This is a genomic window from Agrobacterium sp. ST15.16.055, from assembly GCF_027956555.1.
Lineage (GTDB): Bacteria > Pseudomonadota > Alphaproteobacteria > Rhizobiales > Rhizobiaceae > Agrobacterium > Agrobacterium salinitolerans.
The window spans coordinates 170252-189192 of the sequence record NZ_JAQKGN010000005.1 but is presented as its reverse complement, the minus strand read 5'-3'; the positions used below and the strand labels follow the sequence as shown (position 1 = coordinate 189192).

Here is an 18941-nt window from a genome sequence, read left to right as displayed (position 1 = left end):
TTCCATCTCCGGAGAGAACACGATGCTGAAATTTACCGCAGAACACGAATGGCTGAAGTTCGAAGGCGACGTCGCCACCGTTGGCATTACCAGCCACGCCGCTGAGCAGCTTGGCGATCTGGTTTTTGTCGAATTGCCGGAAGTGGGCGCCACCTTCGCCAAGGATGGCGATGCTGCGACCGTTGAATCCGTTAAGGCTGCGTCCGATGTCTATTGTCCGCTGGATGGCGAAGTGGTGGAAATCAACCAGGCCATCGTTGATGATCCCTCGCTCGTCAATTCCGATCCGCAGGGCGCCGGCTGGTTCTTCAAGCTGAAACTCTCCAATCCGGCCGATGCCGAGACGCTGCTCGACGAAGCAGCCTACAAGGAGCTGATCGCGTAATGACGACGCCCACCGAATTCCATTTTACCGACTACCAGCCCTATGATTTCGCCAACCGGCGTCACATCGGGCCGTCGCCGTCGGAAATGGCGGAGATGCTGAAGGTTGTCGGCTATAAGAGCCTCGACGCACTGATCGACGCCACCGTCCCCTCCTCCATCCGCCAGAAGGTGCCGCTGACCTGGGGTGCCGCGCTGACCGAACGCGAGGCGCTCGACCGCCTGCGCGAAACGGCCAACAAGAACCAGGTGCTGACCTCGCTGATCGGCCAGGGTTATTACGGTACGATCACGCCCCCGGTCATCCAGCGCAACATTCTGGAAAACCCGGCATGGTACACGGCTTACACGCCCTACCAGCCGGAAATCAGCCAGGGCCGCCTTGAGGCGCTCTTGAACTACCAGACTATGGTCTGCGATCTGACCGGTCTCGATGTCGCCAATGCATCGTTGCTCGATGAAGCGACGGCCGCCGCCGAAGCCATGTCCATGTGCCAACGCGTCGCGAAATCCAAGGCGACCGCCTTCTTCGTGGACGCCAATTGCCACCCACAGACCATCGCGTTGATTGAGACCCGTGCGGCGCCGCTCGGCTGGAAGGTGATCGTCGGCAATCCCTTTACCGATCTCGATCCTGTCGACGTGTTCGGCGCGATCTTCCAGTATCCCGGCACACACGGCCATGTCAGCGATTTCTCGGGCCTGATTTCCCGTCTGCACCAGACGGGCGCGATCGCCGCGGTTGCCGCCGATCTGCTGGCGCTGACGCTGCTGAAATCTCCCGGCGAAATGGGTGCTGACATCGCCATCGGCACCTCGCAACGTTTCGGCGTTCCTGTCGGTTACGGTGGCCCGCATGCGGCTTACATGTCGGTCAAGGACGCGCACAAGCGTTCCATGCCCGGCCGTCTGGTCGGCGTCTCCGTCGATGCGCGCGGCAATCGCGCCTATCGCCTGTCGCTGCAGACGCGCGAGCAGCATATCCGTCGCGAAAAGGCCACTTCCAACATCTGCACGGCGCAGGTGCTGCTGGCCGTCATGGCCTCCATGTACGGCGTCTTCCACGGCCCGCAGGGCATCAAGGCGATTGCCCAGCAGACCCACCAGAAGGCCGTTTTGATGGCCAAGGGCCTGGAGAAACTTGGCTACGTCATCGAGCCGGAAACCTTCTTCGACACCATCACCGTCGAAGTCGGCCATATGCAGGGCGTCATCCTGCGCTCGGCCGTTGCGGAAGGCGTGAACCTGCGCAAGGTCGGCGCGACCAAGATCGGCATGAGCCTTGACGAGCGCACGCGTCCCGCGACGCTTGAGGCGGTCTGGCGCGCATTCGGCGGCAATTTCTCGATCTCGGATTTCGAGCCGGAATATCGCCTGCCGAAGGAACTGCTGCGTACCAGCCAGTACATGACGCATCCGATCTTCCACATGAACCGTGCCGAAAGCGAGATGACCCGGTACATCCGCCGTCTTTCGGACCGCGATCTGGCGCTCGACCGCTCGATGATCCCGCTCGGTTCCTGCACCATGAAACTGAATGCGACAGCGGAAATGCTGCCGATCACCTGGCCGGAATTTTCCGACATCCATCCCTTCGTGCCGGCCAATCAGGCGCTCGGTTACAAGGAGATGATCGACGATCTCTCCGAGAAGCTTTGCTCGGTGACCGGTTACGACGCCTTCTCCATGCAGCCGAATTCCGGCGCGCAGGGGGAATATGCGGGGCTTCTGACCATCCGCAACTATCACTTGGCCAATGGCGACAGCCATCGCGATATATGCCTCATTCCAACGTCCGCCCATGGCACCAACCCGGCCTCGGCGCAGATGGCCGGTATGAAGGTGGTGCCGGTGAAGGCACGCGATAACGGCGACATCGATATCGATGATTTCCGCGCAAAAGCAGAGCAGTATGCAGAAAACCTCTCATGCTGCATGATCACCTACCCGTCCACCCACGGCGTGTTTGAGGAGACTGTTCGCGAGATTTGCGAGATCACCCACAAGCATGGTGGACAGGTCTATCTCGACGGGGCCAACATGAACGCCATGGTCGGCCTCGCCCGTCCCGGCGATATCGGCTCTGACGTTTCGCACCTCAACCTGCACAAGACCTTCTGCATTCCGCATGGCGGCGGCGGCCCGGGCATGGGACCTATCGGCGTCAAGGCGCATCTGGCGTCGCACCTGCCCGGCCATCCGGCGACGGACGGTCGTGAAGGTGCGGTGTCTGCCGCGCCGTTCGGCTCGCCGTCGATCCTGCCGATTTCCTGGAGCTATTGCCTGATGATGGGCGGCGAAGGGCTGACGCAGGCGACCAAGGTGGCGATCCTCAACGCCAACTACATCGCCGAACGGCTGAAGGGCGCTTACGACGTACTCTACAAGTCCGAAACCGGACGTGTGGCGCATGAGTGCATCATCGACACCCGGCCCTTAGCGGACAGCTGCGGCGTGACGGTGGACGATGTCGCAAAGCGCCTCATCGATTGCGGTTTCCATGCACCGACCATGAGCTGGCCGGTTGCCGGTACGCTGATGATCGAGCCGACCGAATCCGAGACCAAGGCGGAAATCGACCGTTTCTGCGATGCCATGCTGGCGATCCGTGAGGAAGCCCGCGACATCGAGGAAGGCCGTGCGGACAAGAGCAACAATCCGCTGAAGAACGCGCCGCACACGGTGGAAGACCTCGTCGGCGAATGGGATCGTCCCTATAGCCGAGAAAAGGGCTGCTTCCCGCCCGGCGCCTTCCGCATCGACAAATACTGGTCGCCGGTCAACCGCATCGACAACGTTTATGGCGACCGCAACCTCATCTGCACCTGCCCGCCAATGGAGGCCTACGCCGAAGCGGCGGAATAAGGCAACGGTGCAAGCCGACACGCGAAGGCCCGGAGCAATCCGGGCCTTTTCCGTCAAGGCGACATTTTCGCTATCTGGCTCACGCTTCCACATGGTTGATCCCGGCATGTCCCGTGTTAAACAGATGACGCTGCGACATGGGGATGGAGTTGGAATGCGTCTGATTTGCCTGAACGGTTGGGGCGGAAAGCTCCACGATGAACTTGTCCCTTATATTATCTCGTCCGACCCCGATATCTTATGTCTGCAGGAAGTGGTGCACACACCGGTCGCCACACAGGACTGGCTGAGTTACCGTGATCACGGCATCGAACTACCGCAGAGGGCGAATTTCCTGCGTGATGTCGCCGAGGCCTTGCCGGATCATGTGGCGATATTTTGCCCTGCGGCGCAGGGCGATCTCTGGCAGGGCGAGACTCGATATTCTTCCCAATGGGGACTGGCGACATTCGTACGCAAGTCCATAGCCATCGTTGCGCAGGCGCAGGGGTTTGTGCATGGAGCCTTCTCCGCGGATGGATATGGCGATCATCCACGTTCACGCACGGGCCATGCCATCAGGGTTTTTGACTTCACGACCGGTCAGCCCGCCGTTATCGCCCACATGCACGGCCTGCGAGATCCCAACAACGGCAAGCACGACACCTCCGACCGTCTGGCGCAGGCAAAACGTCTCGTCCAACTTGTAAAAAACATTGCGGAGGATGGCGACAGGATCGTCGTCTGCGGCGACTTTAATGTCCTGCCAGAGAGCGAAACCTTTGCCATACTCGAGGAGTTGGACCTCGTCGAGCTTGTCACCACACGCGGCTTTACCGATACTCGGACGTCACACTACCCCAAACAGACCCGCTATGCGGATTACGTGTTGGTCAATGAGGCCGTGAAAATCGACTACTTTGACGTGGTGAAAAGGCCGGAAGTATCGGACCACTGCCCCCTGCTCCTGGAATTCCACTGACAATTGGGTTGCCTTTCTCGACATCGTCATTTGCTCGATCAACGCACCAGCCTTATATCGCTCGTTACCACCGTCTTGCCTGTCTTTCCATCCTTGTCCGTGGTGCGCAGCCGCAGGCCGTTATCGCCGATTTTCTCTATGGTCATGGCGGCGGTACGGTCACCATTGATGTCGCGTTGCCAGCGGACAGTGAGATTGATCGCATTTCCCCGGCGATTACCAGCGAGCGCGGAAGGGCGGCCGGAAGGTCCCGTGTAAGTGCCGCTGTAACGCGCACCGCTTGCTGCCAGATCGGCGGCGATGGAGCGTTTTACCACGAGGAGTCCGCGGCAGGTTCCGGACATGCGCAGCGCCGTTTGCCGAGCGTTGGAATTCAGCGTGCAATTTACGGTGATTGCCGGCCTGCCTATGCGGGTTATCACCGTCCCCTTCCCGATCCACGTGCCCTGAAGCGACGACAGAAAGGTGCTTTCATCGGCGGCGGCTGGCCGCATGGCAAAAAAACCTGCCGTAATGGCAATGATCGTGGCCCTGATTGTTCCTGTTCTCATCATGGAGCGGTTACGTCGGTTTGGTTTCGTTCAAACGCTAACGCGCCATCGCGCTCGGATGTTCCATCGCGATGATGCCGCACAGGTCACCCAATCGGCTTTATAAACAAAAAAGGAGGCCCAAAGGCCCCCTGGTCTTTATTCAATTGTATGGAAATCCGGCGTCAACCGACGAATGCCCGCTCGATCACGAATTCGGCCGGCTTGTTGTTGGCGCCTTCGTTAAGGCCTGCCTTTTCAAGCAATTCCTTGGTGTCCTTGAGCATCGCCGAAGAACCGCAGATCATGCCGCGATCGACGTCGGGATCGAGCGTCGGCACACCAAGATCAGCAAACAGCTTGCCGTTCTCGATCAGCGTGGTGATGCGGCCCTTGAAGGGGTAATCTTCGCGGGTGACGGTCGCATAATGCTTCAGCTTGTCGCCGACGATCTCGTTCAGGAATTCGTGGTTGCGGATTTCCTCAACCAGATCGAAGCCGTATTTCAGCTCGGCCACGTCACGGCAGGTATGGGTGAGGATGACTTCCTCGAACTTCTCATAGGTCTCCGGGTCACGGATCAGGCTCGCAAAAGGCGCGATGCCGGTGCCGGTGGAGAACATGTAAAGCCGTCTGCCGGGCGTCAGCGCATCCAGAACCAGCGTGCCTGTCGGCTTCTTGCGCATCAGGACGGTATCGCCGGGCTTGATCGCCTGAAGATGCGATGTCAGCGGGCCATCCGGAACCTTGATCGAGAAGAATTCCAGTTCCTCGTCCCAGGCGGGGCTGGCGATGGAATAGGCGCGGTAGATCGGCTTGTCGCCGACCATCAAGCCGATCATGGCGAATTCGCCGGAACGGAAACGAAAACCCGCCGGACGCGTCATGCGGAAACGGAACAGGTGATCCGTATAATGCTCCACCGATAAAACCGTCTCGGCGTAAACACCGTCAGGTATCTTGATCGCGAAATCTTCCGTCTTGGCTGGCGCGTTCATTTCAGGTTCCGTCCATTCTTATTGGATGCGACATTCTCCGACCGGGCAATTATACCATTTTTGCTCCGGTTTGAAGGCATGAGAATGTCAATACTGCCATGTGCGTAGGAAATATGTATATAACACTCATATTTCCACGCAACGTGTCATAGAGACGCACGACGACGCCAGCTATAGGCCTCGCCGCCACTCGCCGGCTTGGCTGTCGGCTGATAATAAACCGGAATTTCCGGCAGGCGATTTTCGGACAAACGGCTGATGGCCGTGCCGTTCGTCACCGCAAAGCTGGTGAATCCGGTGCGTAGCATCAGCGGCACCTGATCGATCAGGACGTCGCCAACCGCCCTCACCTCGCCCGCAAAATTAAGACGGCTGCGCAGCAACGAGGCGTGGCTGAATCCGCGACCGTCATTGAAGGCCGGGAAGCTTACGGCGACAAGGTCGATACGGTCGAGATAGGGTCCGAGCCGCGTCACATCGTCGGCGGGCGTGATCAGAACACCGAGGCCGATATCGTTGCTTTCGGCGGCACGAACCAGAAAATCGGCAAGCGGCAGCACCGGCTTCTGCTCCGCTGTCGCTTTCACTTCTTCCGTTTCAATCACCCAGGGATCGTTTTCCACGAAGCCGTCGCGGTTCCAGATTTTTGTCATGGCATTCTCCTCAGGCGGCTTCTGCGGCGGAACCGTAAAGCGCGTGCTTGAACGGCTGCGGTCCAACGCGGCGATAGGCTTCAAGGAAGTTTTCTTCCTTCGAAAGGCGAAGCCCGAGATAGGTGTCAACGATGGTTTCGATGGCGTCGGTGACTTTTTCCGGCTCGAAGCCGCGGCCGATGATTTCACCGATCGAGGTGTTTTCATCACCCGATCCGCCAAGCGTGATCTGGTAGAGCTCCGCACCCTTCTTCTCAACACCCAGAAGGCCGATATGGCCGACATGGTGGTGACCGCAGGCATTGATGCATCCGGAAATCTTGATCTTCAGCTCACCGATTTCCGCCTGGCGCTCCGGCGAACCGAAACGGGTGGAAATTTCCTGCGCCACCGGAATGGAGCGCGCATTGGCGAGCGCGCAATAATCCAGCCCGGGACAGGCAATGATATCGGTGATGAGCCCGGCATTGGCGGTCGCAAGGCCAGCGCCTACCAGCGCGCGATAAACCGGCTCGAGATCGGCCAGCGCCACATGCGGCAGTATGATGTTCTGCTCATGGCTGATGCGGATTTCGTCGAAGGCATATTCCGCGGCGATATCGGCGACGAGTTCCATCTGCTCGTCGGTCGCATCCCCCGGAATCCCGCCGATCGGCTTCAGTGAGATCGTCACCATGCCGTAATCGGGATGCTTGTGCGGCGCGACGTTCTGCTCGACAAAACGGGCAAAGCCTTCATCTGCCCGTTTCCAGCGCGCCAGGCTCTCCCAGCCTTCCGGCCGGTCCTTCAGTGCCGGCGGCGCGAAATAAGCGGTGATTGCCGCGATATCGGCATCCGGAAGCTTCAACTCGGTGTTCTTGAGTTCGGCGAATTCGACCTCGACCTGGCGGGCCAATTCTTCAGTACCGGTCTCGTGCACGAGGATCTTGATGCGCGCCTTGTATTTGTTGTCGCGACGGCCATGCAGGTTATAAACGCGCATGATAGCCGTGGTGTAGGACAACAGGTCCTCTTCCGGCAGGAAGTCGCGGATTTTCTTGGCGATCATCGGCGTGCGGCCCTGTCCGCCGCCGACATAGACGGCGAACCCGATCTCACCCTTGTCGTTCTTTTTGAGATGCAGGCCGATATCGTGAACCTGAATGGCCGCACGGTCGCGTTCGGCGCCGGTGACAGCGATCTTGAACTTGCGCGGCAGGAAGGAGAATTCCGGGTGCACGGAAGACCACTGACGCAGGATTTCCGCATAGGGGCGCGGATCGGCGACCTCATCGGCAGCCGCGCCAGCGAAATGATCGGCGGTGACGTTGCGAATGCAGTTGCCGGAGGTCTGGAGCGCATGCATCTCCACGCCCGCCAGTTCGGACAAGATGTCCGGCGTATCGGAAAGGCGCGGCCAGTTGTACTGGATGTTCTGACGGGTGGTGAAGTGGCCGTAACCCCGGTCATATTTGCGGGCGATATGGGCCAGCATCCGCATCTGCTTCGAATTCAGCGTGCCGTAGGGAATGGCGACGCGCAGCATATAGGCGTGCAGCTGAAGATAGACGCCGTTCATCAGGCGCAGCGGCTTGAACGCATCTTCGGCCAGTTCGCCGGACAACCGGCGTTCGACCTGGTCGCGAAACTGCGCCACGCGGCCTTCAACAAATGCGTGATCGAACTCGTCGTAACGGTACATATTCTTCCTCAGACTGCGATGAATGCTGCATCGGCCGGCTTGTAACCGGCGGCATAGTGCATGGTCGGGCCGGCGGCGCGGATGCGTTCGCGAAGACGCGTCGGCCAAAGCTTGCCATTCTCCTCGACGACGTCGATGATGGCCACATCAACGACCTTGTTGGCGGAAAAATCCCGCTTGCCGATTTCCTCGAGCGAGGCGACCGCCTCCGCATGGCGGGCAACGATTGCGCCCTGCAGGTTCTCCGTCCACTCCCCGTTGGCATCGAGCCAGACGGCGATGCCATCGCTCAGCCGGTTGGCGGTCAAAACCTTGTCAGCCATTTACATACTCCCGTTTGAAATCCGCCGGCCGCACTGACGATGCAAGCGCCTCGGACCTGTCAAAATTAGCGCCCGCCACCGCATCGCCAATGATGACCATGACCGGGCCGGTCAGTTCATCGTGATATTCGAGTTCGGGCAGATCGTTCAGTGTGCCATGCAGCAGGCGGCGATCCGCGCGGCTGGCGTTTTCGATGACGGCGACGGTGGTTTCCACACCAAGCCCTGCATCGATCAGCCGCTTCGCGACCGAAGCAGCAACACTGCGGCCCATATAGACGGCGATGGTGGCGCCGGAAACCGCAAGCCGCGCCCAATCGGGCAGAACATCGCCCGCCAGATCGTGGCCGGTTGTGAAAATCAGAGATGAAGCGACACCGCGCAGAGTCAGCGGCAATTCGAAATCCGCAGCCGCGGCAAAGGCCGAGGTGATGCCGGGCACGATCTCATAGGCAATACCGGCCTCGCGCAGCGCCGCCATTTCTTCGCCCGCCCGGCCATAGACCAGCGGATCGCCGGATTTGAGGCGCACGACGCGCTTGCCATCTTTGCCGAGGCGCACCAGCAGGCGGTTGATCTCATCCTGCGATTTGCTGTGGCAGCCCTTGCGCTTGCCAACGGAGAGGCGCTCGGCGTCGCGGCGACCCATATCGACAATCGCCCGCGGCACAAGCGCGTCGTAAACGATCACATCGGCTTCCATCAGTACGCGCTGCGCGCGCAGCGTCAGCAGATCTTCAGCGCCCGGCCCCGCGCCGACGAGCCAGATACGGCCTTCGCTGCGTTCGGGCGATTGCAGCAGGCGGCCGACGGCCTGACGAGCGGAGAACGTGTCGCCAACAGCGACGGCATCCGCCACCTCACCTGAAAAGAACCGTCGCCAAAAATTGCGCCGCAAGGCGCCCTTCGGCACGTTCTCCTCGGCCGCATCACGATACTGCACGGCAAGGCGCGCAAGCTTGCCAAGCGAAGGCGACAGCATCTGGTCAATGCGGGCGCGGATCATCTGGGCGAGAACAGGCCCTGCCCCTTCCGTGCCGATAGCCACGGCGACGGGCGCGCGGGCGACGAGCGCGGGGGTAAAGAAATCGCAGAATTCCGGCTGATCCACCGCATTGGCAGGGATTTTCGCGGCGCGCGCGACGGTGACGATCTCACGGTCCAGCGCCTCGTCGCCGGTAGCGGCGAAGACCAGCGTGGCGCCTTCGACCAATTCGCCGGCGAAAGCCAAAGCCCGATGATCAATGCCGTTTTCGCTGATATAACGGGCAAAATCGGCTTCCGGCTGGTCGGCATAGGCAATGATATGCGCGCTGGTATTGGCGAGAAGCCTTACCTTCGCGAAGGCTTCATCGCCATTTCCGAAAACAGCGACCTGCTGCCCCTCGACCCGGAAGAAAGCGGGGAAGGTTGAAAGGCGGTCGCCAGCAGCGGAAAAATCATGTTCGTTGTGCATTGGATATATATCCCGCATTGCGGTGCAAGATTGAAGAAACAGAAATTCAAGCCTTTCCGGCACCTGGATTTTTATTTCTCGAAGACCCCGGTTTTGGAGGAAAACAAACCGGCGATGCTTTTCCACACCCGCGCTAGCCCTGAGAATCCCCTCGCAATCCCTTGACAAAGCGGGTCCCCACGCCGAACAAGGAGCGACAATCGACTGTCGATTTCCCCATGCGAAGACCGCTTTTTCTTAAAGCGGCACGAAGGAACAGACCCTTGACCAACCCCACCCTCGCCGCCCGCCTTCTCGATGTCATCGAACACGATATTCTGCCCTTGACGTCGAGGGGCGTCAGCCTTGGCAACAAGGTTTTCGGTGCGGCGATCCTGCGAAAATCGGACCTGTCGCTGGTTATCGCCGAGACCAATAACGAGCTGGAAAATCCGCTCTGGCATGGTGAAGTGCACACGCTGAAGCGGTTTTACGAGCTGGGCGAAAAGCCGAACACGAAGGAACTGATTTTTCTCTCCACCCACGAACCCTGCACCATGTGCATGTCCGCCATCACCTGGGCCGGTTTCGACAATTTCTATTCCTTCTTCAGCCACGAAGATTCCCGCGACGCTTTCGCGATCCCGCATGACCTGAAAATCCTCAAGGAGGTCTTCGGACTGGAACCGGGCGGCTATCGCCGCAACAATGCGTTCTGGAATTCGTATTTCATCGCCGATCTGGTGGAGCGTGAAGAGGACCCGCTGAAAACCGCGTTGAAAACGCAGACGGCCCGTATCAAGACCGCCTATGACGATCTTTCCACCAGCTACCAGTCGTCCAAGAGCGGCAACGATATTCCATTGAACTAAAGCTTTTCCGGCGGACGTGCGTGGCGGTTTTCCGTCCGGGCGATGCGCGGAAACAAAGAACGAAGGTTTGAGACATTATGGAAGCCTCGAAGGATATTTCCCGCCTGATCGAGATCATGGAAGCGCTGCGTCAGCCGGAAACCGGCTGCCCCTGGGACGTCGTGCAGACCTTCGAGACAATCAAGCCATATACGATCGAAGAGGCTTATGAAGTTGCCGACGCCATTGAGCGCAAGGATATGGACGATCTTTGCGAGGAGCTGGGCGACCTGCTGTTACAGGTGGTTTTCCATGCCCGTATTGCCGAAGAGCTGGGCGAATTCGCCTTCGGCGATGTGGTGCAGGCCGTCACCGCGAAGATGATCCGCCGTCATCCCCATGTCTTCGCCGTATCCGACGCCGACACGCCGGACGGCGTCAAACTGCAATGGGATCGCATCAAGGCGGAAGAGAAACGCGAGCGTGCAGAGCGACGCGCGCGACGGGGCATCACCGAGGATTTCAAGGCAGGCTTTCTGGGCGGCGTACAGCGTAGCCAGCCGGCGCTGACCGAGGCCCTGAAGCTACAGGAACAGGCAGCGCGTGCCGGTTTCGACTGGTCGAACCCCGCTCCCATTCTCGACAAGATCGAGGAGGAAATCGCGGAACTGCGTGAGGCGCTGGCGGAAGGAAAACCGGAAAAGGTCTCGGACGAGCTCGGCGATCTCATCTTTGCTCTCGTCAATATCGGCCGGCATGTCAAAGCCGATCCGGAAGATGCGCTGCGCGGTACGAATACGAAATTCCGCAGACGTTTCAATCACATCGAAACGTCGCTCACCCAAAATGGCGAAACGCTGGAAGAAGCGAGTCTCGAGAGAATGGAAGATCTCTGGCAGGCGGCGAAACGCATCGAACGTTCGCTTGATACGGTTTCTTCCTGATCGCAGGGATATGCGGTGGATCCGGTAAGGCACAGCTTTTCCACTATGACTGCCGAATGCATCTGGCAGCAGCGCAGCATCCGCAACCGTCACCCCGGATTTAGAGCGAGGTCCAGCGCGACCAGGTCTTTGATCGCAAAAGACTCTTCTCACAGCGCAGACGCGATAAGGCTGTATTCCGGCTCAAGGCCGGAATGACGGAGAGAGTTTGGCACAATGCAGGGAGCGCTCAGCGCTCCCAGTCTTCCCGCTCGCGAACCGTCGCTTTTCCAAGCTTCCGTTCCAGTTCGGCCGCTTGCGCTTCCGACAAGCGCACATCGAGCGCGACCGATCCGTCCTCGTGATCTTCACGATTGTCGACGATGGAATTGCTGTAGACCCAGGATATCAGCGGCAACTGCTCAACGGAAAGAACCACGGTGGTTTCCGTCAGAACACCGGAAAGACGCTTAGAAATCTCGTCCATCAGGGCATCGACGCCCTCACCCGTGATGGCCGAAACGGCGCGGATATCGGAACGACCTTCGGCGCGCTGCATGATGGCGTCATGCGCTTCCGGCTCCAGACGGTCGACCTTGTTCCAGACCTCGATGATGCGCTTTTCCGCTTCCTTCTCGTCAATGCCGAGGTCACCGAGAATACGCAACACATCCGCAGACTGGGCAGCATTGTCCGGATCGGACATATCGCGCACATGCAAAACGAGATCGGCTTCCAGCACCTCTTCCAGAGTGGCGCGGAAAGCGGCGACCAGATGCGTCGGGAGATCGGAAATGAAACCGACCGTATCGGACAGGATGACGGTGCGGCCATGCGGCAGCTTCATGCGGCGCAAGGTCGGGTCGAGCGTGGCGAACAGCATATCCTCCGCCAGAACGCCAGCGCCGGTGATGCGGTTGAACAGCGTGGATTTGCCGGCATTGGTGTAACCGACCAGCGCGACGATCGGATGCGGCACCTTGCGGCGCTTGGCGCGGTGTAGCTGCCGCGTGCGCACCACCTGCTCCAGCTCGCGCTCCAGCTTGACGATGCGTTCCTGCAAAAGCCGGCGGTCGGCCTCGATCTGTGTTTCACCCGGACCGCCCATGAAGCCCGCACCGCCGCGCTGGCGCTCAAGGTGGGTCCAGCTTCGGACGAGGCGGCCCTTCTGGTAGTTCAGATGCGCAAGATCGACCTGCAGCGTGCCTTCCTTCGTGGAGGCGCGGCGGCCGAAGATTTCAAGGATCAGACCCGTGCGGTCGATGACCTTGCAATTCCACTGCTTTTCGAGATTGCGCTGCTGCACCGGGGTCAGCGGATGATCGACGATCACCAGGCCGGAATCGGTCTCATCGAGAAGATGACCGATTTCTTCGATCTTGCCGGTTCCGAACAGCGTGGCCGGGCGCGGCTGGTTCACCGGAACGATGAGACCCTGCGTCACTTCCAGATCGATGGCGAGCGCCAGTCCCTTTGCTTCCTCAAGCTTGGCTTCGACCGAACGGCCGGGGGTAGCCGGGCCGGCAGCCGCATCGCGGGTTTCGCGCTGCTTGAGGACCGGCACGAGGACGACCGCACGCATGTCGTCGCGGCGCTTTTCCTGCTCCGGAATAATCGATTCGTTCGAGGTGTCGCGCGTTGAAATGGGTTCAGCCTTGTCCAGAAAGAGGATTGAGGCCGACCGCATCCGCGCGGGCGGCCATGGGAATTAACCTGACGGCACGGGAAATGTTCCCGGTCCGGGTCAGTCTATGTCGAATATTCGTCGAGGGAGCCCGATCAGGCAGCGCCTTCTTCGCTTTCGAACATCTGCATAGGCTGGCCGGGCATGATGGTGGAGATCGCATGCTTGTAAACAAGCTGCGAATGACCGTCACGGCGCAGAAGCACGCAGAAATTGTCGAAGGAGGTGACAACGCCCGTCAGCTTGACGCCGTTGATCAGGAAAATCGTGAGCGAAATCTTTTGCTTACGAACGGTATTGAGGAAGAGATCCTGAAGGTTTTGAGAACGTTCCGCCATGGCGCCGCTTCTTTCTTTTTTGCCGGCAGGGATACCGGAAAATAATCAATCAATAATAAGCCGGCCGAGTCTTGTCCCCCGCTTGGCCGACCTCAAACTCTGGTATCAAATCGTGTTCCGTTCCGCAACGGTCAAAACAGCCGAATGAGTACGAGTATTGACCCACATTTTCAATTCGGGACAGTCAAAAATATTGTATCGACACACGGAAGAGTTGTTCAACATCGCGCACCGCATCGGCGGATGCAAACAGCACGACGCGGTCCTTCGCCTTGATTTTCGTGCTGCCATCCGGGCGGATCACCACGCCGTCGCGATAGATCGCCCCGATGCGCACACCCTCCGGCATGTCGATGTCGCGGAAGGACTGGCCGACCAGCGGCGACGTTTCCAACGCTTCCGCTTCGATCACCTCTGCCGAGCCGCGCTGGACGGCATAGACTGAGCGGATGCGCCCCTTGCGCACGTGCTGAAGCACGCGGGAGATCGTAACGGCCCGCGGGTTGATATAGGCATCGAGGCCCAGGGAGCGGGAGACATCGTGGAACGACGTACTGTTCAACAGCGCCAGATTCGATTTGCAGCCGAGTTGTTTGGCGATCACCGCAGCCAGAATATTGGTCTGGTCGTTATTGGTGAGCGTCACGATAAGATCGGCATCCTGAATATCGGCCTGCATGAGGATTTTCTGGTCAAGCGCCGAGCCATGCATGACGATGGTGTGGCTTAAGTGTTCAGATGCGGCAACCGCCCTGTCGCGGTCCGCCTCGATGATCTTCACCCGCGTTTTCGGCTGCAGTTCCTCGATCTTGCGCGCGACGAAGTGTCCGATATTGCCGGCGCCCGCAATCACGATTCGCTGCGCTTCCTGCTCCTCATGGCCGAAAAGACTTAAGGTGCGGCGGGCGTGATGGCGCTGGCAAATGACATAGGCAAGGTCGCCCACCCGCAATTGCTCGGAGGAATGCGCAACCTTGAGAACGCCGCCCCGGTAGACGCCCACTACCGTGGCGATGAGGTCGGGAAAGAGGCTGGAAAGCTGGTGCAGCGGCGTGTTGATGACCGGACAATCCTCCATGCACTCGATTGCCAGCATGGAGATCGTATCGTCTGCAAACCGAACCACATCGGTCGCGCCCGGAAAGGCGATGCGCCGCAGCACCATCTTGCCAACTTCGACTTCCGGGGAAATCGTTACATCGATGGACATGTTCTCGCGGCTGAAGAGATCGGCATATTCCGGCTTCAGATAGCTCTGGTCGCGGATGCGGGCGATTTTGGTCGGCACGCTGAACAGGGCATGCGCCACCTCGCAGGCGACGATGTTGATCTCGTCATGCAACGTCACGGCGATGATCATGTCGGCCTGATCGGCGCCGGCCTTGGCCAGCATGTCGGGATGGGCGCCATGACCGACGTAACCGCGCACATCCAGCGTCTCGGTAATGGCGGTGATGAGCGGCGCGGCGGTATCGATCACCGATACTTCGTTGTCCTCTCGAGACAATTGTTCGGCGATGCCGTAACCCACCTGCCCTGCGCCGCAAATGATAACTTTCATGCTGTCTCTCTGACGGAATAATCGGTTACGCCGAAGCGCCTTCTTCCCTTATACGCCGAGAGATTTCAGTTTGCGATGCAATGCAGACCGTTCCATGCCGACAAATTCCGCCGTTCGCGAAATATTGCCGCCGAAGCGGTTGATCTGCGCCATCAGATAGTCACGCTCGAACATCTCACGGGCCTCGCGCAGCGGCAGGGTCATGATGTGCTGATCGCCCTGCGCCGAAATCTTCGGCAGCATGTCGCCAATATCCGAGGGGAGCATGTCGGCCGAGATAGGCGCTTCGCCGCCTTCGGGACGGGCAAGAATCATCAGCCGTTCGATATTGTTGCGCAACTGCCGGATGTTACCCGGCCAGTCATGTGTCTGGAGAACGGCCATGGCGTCGTCACCGATCTTGCGCGGGCGGATGCCGGCCTGCTCGGAAATCTGGCGCATGAACATGTCCACGAGGAAAGGAATATCCTCGCGTCGTTCGGAGAGCGCCGGGACCTTCACCGGCACGACAGCGAGTCGATGATAAAGGTCTTCGCGGAACTGGCCTTCGGCGATCAGGCTTTCGAGGTGATGGGCGGTTGAGGAAATGATGCGCACATCCACCTTCACCCGCTTGCCGCCGCCGACGCGCTCGAACTGTTGGTCGACCAGCACCCGCAGGATCTTGTTCTGCGTTTCGCGCGGCATCTCGCCGACTTCATCAAGATACAGCACGCCGCGATGGGCTTCTTCCAGAGCGCCGACCTTGCGCGGCTGCCCGGGAAGTCCTTCCGTGCCAAAAAGCGCGATTTCCATGCGGTCCGGCGTGATCGTCGCGGCGTTAAGGGCGACGAAGGGTCCGCTCGCACGCGAGGACTTCTTGTGCACCATGCGCGCCACGAGCTCTTTGCCGGAACCGGAAGGACCGAGGATCATTATGCGGCTGTTGGTGGGAGCAACCCGGTCGATAGTCTGGCGAAGCTGCGACACCGCAAGCGACGCGCCGACGAGTTCAACCGCGTCACCGGTGCGCTTCTTGAGTTCCTGAACCTCACGCTTGAGCTTGGAGTTTTCCAGCGCCCGCTCGGCGATCAGGATGAGGCGGTCGGCCTTGAAGGGCTTTTCGATGAAGTCGAAAGCGCCGCGCTTGATGGCGTTGACAGCGGTTTCGATATTGCCGTGACCGGAGATCATGACGACAGGAATTTCGGGGTGACGGCTCTTGATTTCGTCCAGCAGCGCCAGGCCGTCGAGCTTCGAACCCTGCATCCAGATGTCGAGAAATATCAGGCGCGGCACCCGCTCCGAAATGGCGGCCAGCGCGCTGTCGCTGTCAAACGCCATGCGGGTCTCGTGGCCTTCGTCGGAAAGAATGCCTGCTACGATTTCGCGAATGTCCGCCTCGTCATCCACGACCAGAATATCAGACGCCATATGCTGCTTCCTTGTTATTTTCGCCGCCGACCGCCTCGATATAGGGCAGCAGCACTCTGATCATGGCGCCGTGGCCGTGATCGAACTCAGGCGGGGCATCGTGGAGTTCCAGATACCCGCCATGCTCTTCGATGATTTTCTTGACGATGGCCAGACCGAGGCCCGTGCCCTTGTCACGCATCGTCATATAGGGTTCGAGAATGCGGTGACGGTTCTCGACGGGCAGACCACGGCCATTGTCGATGATATCCGCCACGAAACGCGAATTGGCCTCGTCGAAGGATGCGCGCACCAGGATTTTCCCCGGCCGTTTTTCGCCTTCCACCGCCTCAATCGCCTCCGTCGCATTCTTGATGAGATTGCCGAAGGCCTGACCCAGCATGCGGGCATCAAACATGCCCTCCAGCGGGACATCGCCGAGCTCGGTCGAGAACTTCGTATCGGCCGCGCTGATTTCGCGCAGGAATGCCGCATCCTTCAAAATCGCCCGCAGGTCCGATTTCTCCTTCGTCGGCTTTGGCATGCGCGCAAAGGCCGAGAATTCATCGACCATACGGCCGATATCGCCTACCTGCCTGACTATGGTGTCGGTACACTGATCGAAGATGGCGCGGTCGTTTTCATCGATCTGCTTGCCGAAACGGCGCTTAATCCGCTCTGCAGAAAGCTGGATCGGCGTCAGCGGGTTCTTGATCTCATGCGCGATGCGACGCGCCACATCCGACCATGCGGTCGAACGCTGAGCGATGACGAGATCGGTGATGTCATCAAGTGTGATGACGTAGCTGTCACGGCTGTCGCGAGCATCCTCACGGGTCACCTGCACATTCAGCGTCCGCTCCTTGCCGCGCCGCATGATATTGATCTGCTTGCGGAAGTTGCCGCGAGACCAGGTATTCGCCTCGTTGACGACCTGTTCGATTTCAGGCGCGATCTCCGACAGTTGCGCGCCGATAAGCTGTTCGGAGGTCTGCGCCAGAAACCCTTCGCCCGACGGATTGACGATGGTGATCCTGCGGCTCTCATCGACACCGATGACGGCGGCGGTGACGCCCGACAGCACGGCTTCGATGAAGCGGCGACGGTCGTCGATATCGTCCTTGGCCTCAATGATCTGTTCCTGCTGACTGCGCAGTTCAGAAACCATCTTGTTGAAGGTACGCGACAGACGCCCGACGTCGCCATCGACAGCGCGAACGGGAACCAGCACATGCATGTTGCCGGTAGCGACGCTGTCTGCAGCACTGATGAGCAGGCGGATGGGCCGCACGATACGGTCAGCCACCGCGATCGCCGTCCAGATGGCCGCCAGAAGAACGATCAGCGCAAAACCGAGATAGAGGATCGCAAAAGCGATCTGCAGCGGCGCACGGCCCGCCTCCATAGCCTTGTATTCGGCGCGGTTCTCCTCCATCAGCCGCATGGCGCCCATCACCTTGGGATCGACGGCGCGCACTGTGTAAAGGAAGGTGCCGCTGATGCCTTCAAGCTTGATGATTGCGCCAACGAGGTTGGTGATACCGGGCGGGATCAGCGTCGGTTGGCCGGCGGCTGCTTTTTCAAGCGCGTCGTGCGGTATGGCGGGAAGCGGTTTTTCGGTCTTGATGTCGGCCTGGGCGACGGCATCACCGTCTTCCTGCACCAGAAACGCGCCAAGAAGACCGCGCCCCTTGGCCTGACGGGTCATCAGATCGACGAAGCCGGTGCGATCCAGATAAAAAAGCGCACGGTTGCGGTCGAGGTCGGTCGCCATCGACAGGGTCTGCCCCTGAAGATAACCGGCATTCTCCATCATATAGGCTTGGGCGATATTGCTCGATGAATCGACAATCGACTGCGTGCGCAGCGAAAACCAGCGGTCGAGGCCCACATTCAACGTCAAGCTGGCGAAGATGGCGACGAGGACCGCGGGCGTAATCGCCACGATGGAGAAAAGCACGACGATGCGGACGTGCAGGCGCGCCGCCGCCCTGCCCTTTTTGCGCGCTTTCAGCAGCCGGTTGATTTCGCGCCCGATAAGGAACATCAGGCCGATCACGAAGATCGAATTGATGACGACAGAGGCGATGACGACGTTCGATGTCGGTGCGATTGGCGTGACGCCCAGAAGCACGAACAGGGTGATGATGGCGCAAACGAGAGCGACGCCGGCGAGCACCAAACCCGGCAGAGCGAAAGACATCCTGCGATCGGCAACCACCATGCCCGCTGCTTCGTCGGCAACGGCGTTTTCGGCGGCGGGTTTCCGCATGCACTACTCCCAATCGCTGGCCAGCCAGCACCACATTTCTGAAGTCAGGCGAGACGCGCCTCAGACCGGCGAATCTCTTCCCTTCCTAGT

17 protein-coding genes are annotated in these 18941 nt (G+C 59.6%); 6 read left to right on the top strand and 11 right to left on the bottom strand.

Annotation, left to right across the window (positions count from 1 at the left end):
- Positions 1-22: 22 nt before the first annotated feature.
- The 3 genes from gcvH to PL599_RS10635 all read left to right on the top strand — a co-directional run bounded on the left by gcvH (position 23) and on the right by PL599_RS10635 (position 4210).
- Entirely contained in the window at positions 23-385 is a 363-nt protein-coding gene (gene gcvH / locus PL599_RS10645) for a glycine cleavage system protein GcvH (protein ID WP_144574422.1), read from the top strand.
- Positions 385-3249 carry an aminomethyl-transferring glycine dehydrogenase gene (gene gcvP / locus PL599_RS10640; protein ID WP_269823963.1) on the top strand — a complete coding sequence of 955 codons (2865 nt, stop codon included), beginning with the start codon at positions 385-387 and terminating at the stop codon, positions 3247-3249. The genes gcvH and gcvP overlap by 1 nt, the downstream gene beginning before the upstream one ends.
- 154 nt (positions 3250-3403) lie before the next feature.
- Positions 3404-4210, top strand: a complete 807-nt coding sequence (locus PL599_RS10635) for an endonuclease/exonuclease/phosphatase family protein (RefSeq protein ID WP_269823964.1) — start codon at positions 3404-3406, stop codon at positions 4208-4210.
- A 38-nt stretch (positions 4211-4248) separates the two neighbouring features.
- Here the strand turns inward: PL599_RS10635 and PL599_RS10630 are convergent, their stop codons facing one another.
- Positions 4249-4704, bottom strand: coding sequence for a hypothetical protein (locus tag PL599_RS10630; RefSeq protein ID WP_416172488.1), 456 nt, complete (start codon positions 4702-4704; stop codon positions 4249-4251).
- On the opposite strand from PL599_RS10630, the gene PL599_RS10625 reads away from it, so the two are divergent.
- On the top strand, positions 4703-4867 hold the full coding sequence (locus PL599_RS10625; RefSeq protein WP_162520359.1) for a hypothetical protein: 165 nt from the start codon (positions 4703-4705) through the stop codon (positions 4865-4867). The two genes, PL599_RS10630 and PL599_RS10625, sit on opposite strands and share 2 nt — an antisense overlap.
- 58 nt (positions 4868-4925) lie before the next feature.
- Here the strand turns inward: PL599_RS10625 and PL599_RS10620 are convergent, their stop codons facing one another.
- The 5 genes from PL599_RS10620 to cysG form a co-directional block, all read right to left on the bottom strand.
- Positions 4926-5738, bottom strand: a complete 813-nt coding sequence (locus PL599_RS10620; protein ID WP_137410277.1) for a ferredoxin--NADP reductase — start codon at positions 5736-5738, stop codon at positions 4926-4928.
- A 146-nt stretch (positions 5739-5884) separates the two neighbouring features.
- A complete protein-coding gene (locus tag PL599_RS10615; RefSeq protein ID WP_077982933.1) occupies positions 5885-6391 on the bottom strand; it encodes a DUF934 domain-containing protein in 507 nt (168 codons plus the stop codon).
- Positions 6392-6401: 10 nt separating this feature from the next.
- Entirely contained in the window at positions 6402-8072 is a 1671-nt protein-coding gene (locus PL599_RS10610; protein WP_269823965.1) for a nitrite/sulfite reductase, read from the bottom strand.
- 8 nt (positions 8073-8080) lie between these two features.
- Positions 8081-8395 (bottom strand): DUF2849 domain-containing protein, encoded by a 315-nt coding sequence (locus PL599_RS10605; protein ID WP_077982333.1) that lies wholly within the window; start codon positions 8393-8395, stop codon positions 8081-8083.
- The gene (gene cysG / locus PL599_RS10600; RefSeq protein ID WP_269823966.1) at positions 8388-9851 is read right to left on the bottom strand and encodes a siroheme synthase CysG; all 1464 of its coding nucleotides are present in this window, start codon (positions 9849-9851) and stop codon (positions 8388-8390) included. Before cysG ends, PL599_RS10605 begins: the two co-directional genes overlap by 8 nt.
- Positions 9852-10069: 218 nt before the next feature.
- Here cysG and PL599_RS10595 point away from each other — a divergent pair, with 218 nt between their 5' ends.
- Positions 10070-10702, top strand: coding sequence for a deaminase (locus PL599_RS10595; RefSeq protein WP_373692757.1), 633 nt, complete (start codon positions 10070-10072; stop codon positions 10700-10702).
- Between the two features lie 77 nt (positions 10703-10779).
- A complete protein-coding gene (gene mazG, locus PL599_RS10590; protein ID WP_137410271.1) occupies positions 10780-11625 on the top strand; it encodes a nucleoside triphosphate pyrophosphohydrolase in 846 nt (281 codons plus the stop codon).
- A gap of 229 nt (positions 11626-11854) precedes the next feature.
- Here the strand turns inward: mazG and hflX are convergent, their stop codons facing one another.
- From hflX to PL599_RS10565, 5 genes are all read right to left on the bottom strand, one after another.
- Positions 11855-13291 carry a GTPase HflX gene (gene hflX / locus PL599_RS10585; protein ID WP_173989050.1) on the bottom strand — a complete coding sequence of 479 codons (1437 nt, stop codon included), beginning with the start codon at positions 13289-13291 and terminating at the stop codon, positions 11855-11857.
- Positions 13292-13383: 92 nt separating this feature from the next.
- The gene (gene hfq, locus PL599_RS10580) at positions 13384-13626 is read right to left on the bottom strand and encodes an RNA chaperone Hfq (RefSeq protein WP_003496145.1); all 243 of its coding nucleotides are present in this window, start codon (positions 13624-13626) and stop codon (positions 13384-13386) included.
- A 184-nt stretch (positions 13627-13810) separates the two neighbouring features.
- Positions 13811-15187 carry a Trk system potassium transporter TrkA gene (trkA, locus tag PL599_RS10575; RefSeq protein WP_077982336.1) on the bottom strand — a complete coding sequence of 459 codons (1377 nt, stop codon included), beginning with the start codon at positions 15185-15187 and terminating at the stop codon, positions 13811-13813.
- A gap of 48 nt (positions 15188-15235) precedes the next feature.
- Positions 15236-16600 (bottom strand): nitrogen assimilation response regulator NtrX, encoded by a 1365-nt coding sequence (gene ntrX / locus PL599_RS10570; protein WP_003521348.1) that lies wholly within the window; start codon positions 16598-16600, stop codon positions 15236-15238.
- Entirely contained in the window at positions 16590-18851 is a 2262-nt protein-coding gene (locus PL599_RS10565; RefSeq protein ID WP_271359053.1) for a sensor histidine kinase NtrY-like, read from the bottom strand. Before PL599_RS10565 ends, ntrX begins: the two co-directional genes overlap by 11 nt.
- Positions 18852-18941: the final 90 nt, after the last annotated feature.

Excerpts from the sequence above, each read along its gene's own strand:
- PL599_RS10625 (WP_162520359.1), top strand. The coding sequence starts at position 4,703 with ATGGCAAAAAAACCTGCCGTAATGGCAATGATCGTGGCCCTGATTGTT.
- gcvH (WP_144574422.1), top strand. The coding sequence starts at position 23 with ATGCTGAAATTTACCGCAGAACACGAATGGCTGAAGTTCGAAGGCGAC.
- PL599_RS10620 (WP_137410277.1), bottom strand. The coding sequence starts at position 5,738 with ATGAACGCGCCAGCCAAGACGGAAGATTTCGCGATCAAGATACCTGAC.
- cysG (WP_269823966.1), bottom strand. The coding sequence starts at position 9,851 with ATGCACAACGAACATGATTTTTCCGCTGCTGGCGACCGCCTTTCAACC.
- trkA (WP_077982336.1), bottom strand. The coding sequence starts at position 15,187 with ATGAAAGTTATCATTTGCGGCGCAGGGCAGGTGGGTTACGGCATCGCC.
- PL599_RS10635 (WP_269823964.1), top strand. The coding sequence starts at position 3,404 with ATGCGTCTGATTTGCCTGAACGGTTGGGGCGGAAAGCTCCACGATGAA.
- PL599_RS10630 (WP_416172488.1), bottom strand. The coding sequence starts at position 4,704 with ATGCGGCCAGCCGCCGCCGATGAAAGCACCTTTCTGTCGTCGCTTCAG.
- mazG (WP_137410271.1), top strand. The coding sequence starts at position 10,780 with ATGGAAGCCTCGAAGGATATTTCCCGCCTGATCGAGATCATGGAAGCG.
- ntrX (WP_003521348.1), bottom strand. The coding sequence starts at position 16,600 with ATGGCGTCTGATATTCTGGTCGTGGATGACGAGGCGGACATTCGCGAA.
- hfq (WP_003496145.1), bottom strand. The coding sequence starts at position 13,626 with ATGGCGGAACGTTCTCAAAACCTTCAGGATCTCTTCCTCAATACCGTT.
- PL599_RS10605 (WP_077982333.1), bottom strand. The coding sequence starts at position 8,395 with ATGGCTGACAAGGTTTTGACCGCCAACCGGCTGAGCGATGGCATCGCC.
- gcvP (WP_269823963.1), top strand. The coding sequence starts at position 385 with ATGACGACGCCCACCGAATTCCATTTTACCGACTACCAGCCCTATGAT.
- PL599_RS10595 (WP_373692757.1), top strand. The coding sequence starts at position 10,070 with ATGCGAAGACCGCTTTTTCTTAAAGCGGCACGAAGGAACAGACCCTTG.
- PL599_RS10565 (WP_271359053.1), bottom strand. The coding sequence starts at position 18,851 with ATGCGGAAACCCGCCGCCGAAAACGCCGTTGCCGACGAAGCAGCGGGC.
- PL599_RS10615 (WP_077982933.1), bottom strand. The coding sequence starts at position 6,391 with ATGACAAAAATCTGGAACCGCGACGGCTTCGTGGAAAACGATCCCTGG.
- PL599_RS10610 (WP_269823965.1), bottom strand. The coding sequence starts at position 8,072 with ATGTACCGTTACGACGAGTTCGATCACGCATTTGTTGAAGGCCGCGTG.
- hflX (WP_173989050.1), bottom strand. The coding sequence starts at position 13,291 with ATGCGGTCGGCCTCAATCCTCTTTCTGGACAAGGCTGAACCCATTTCA.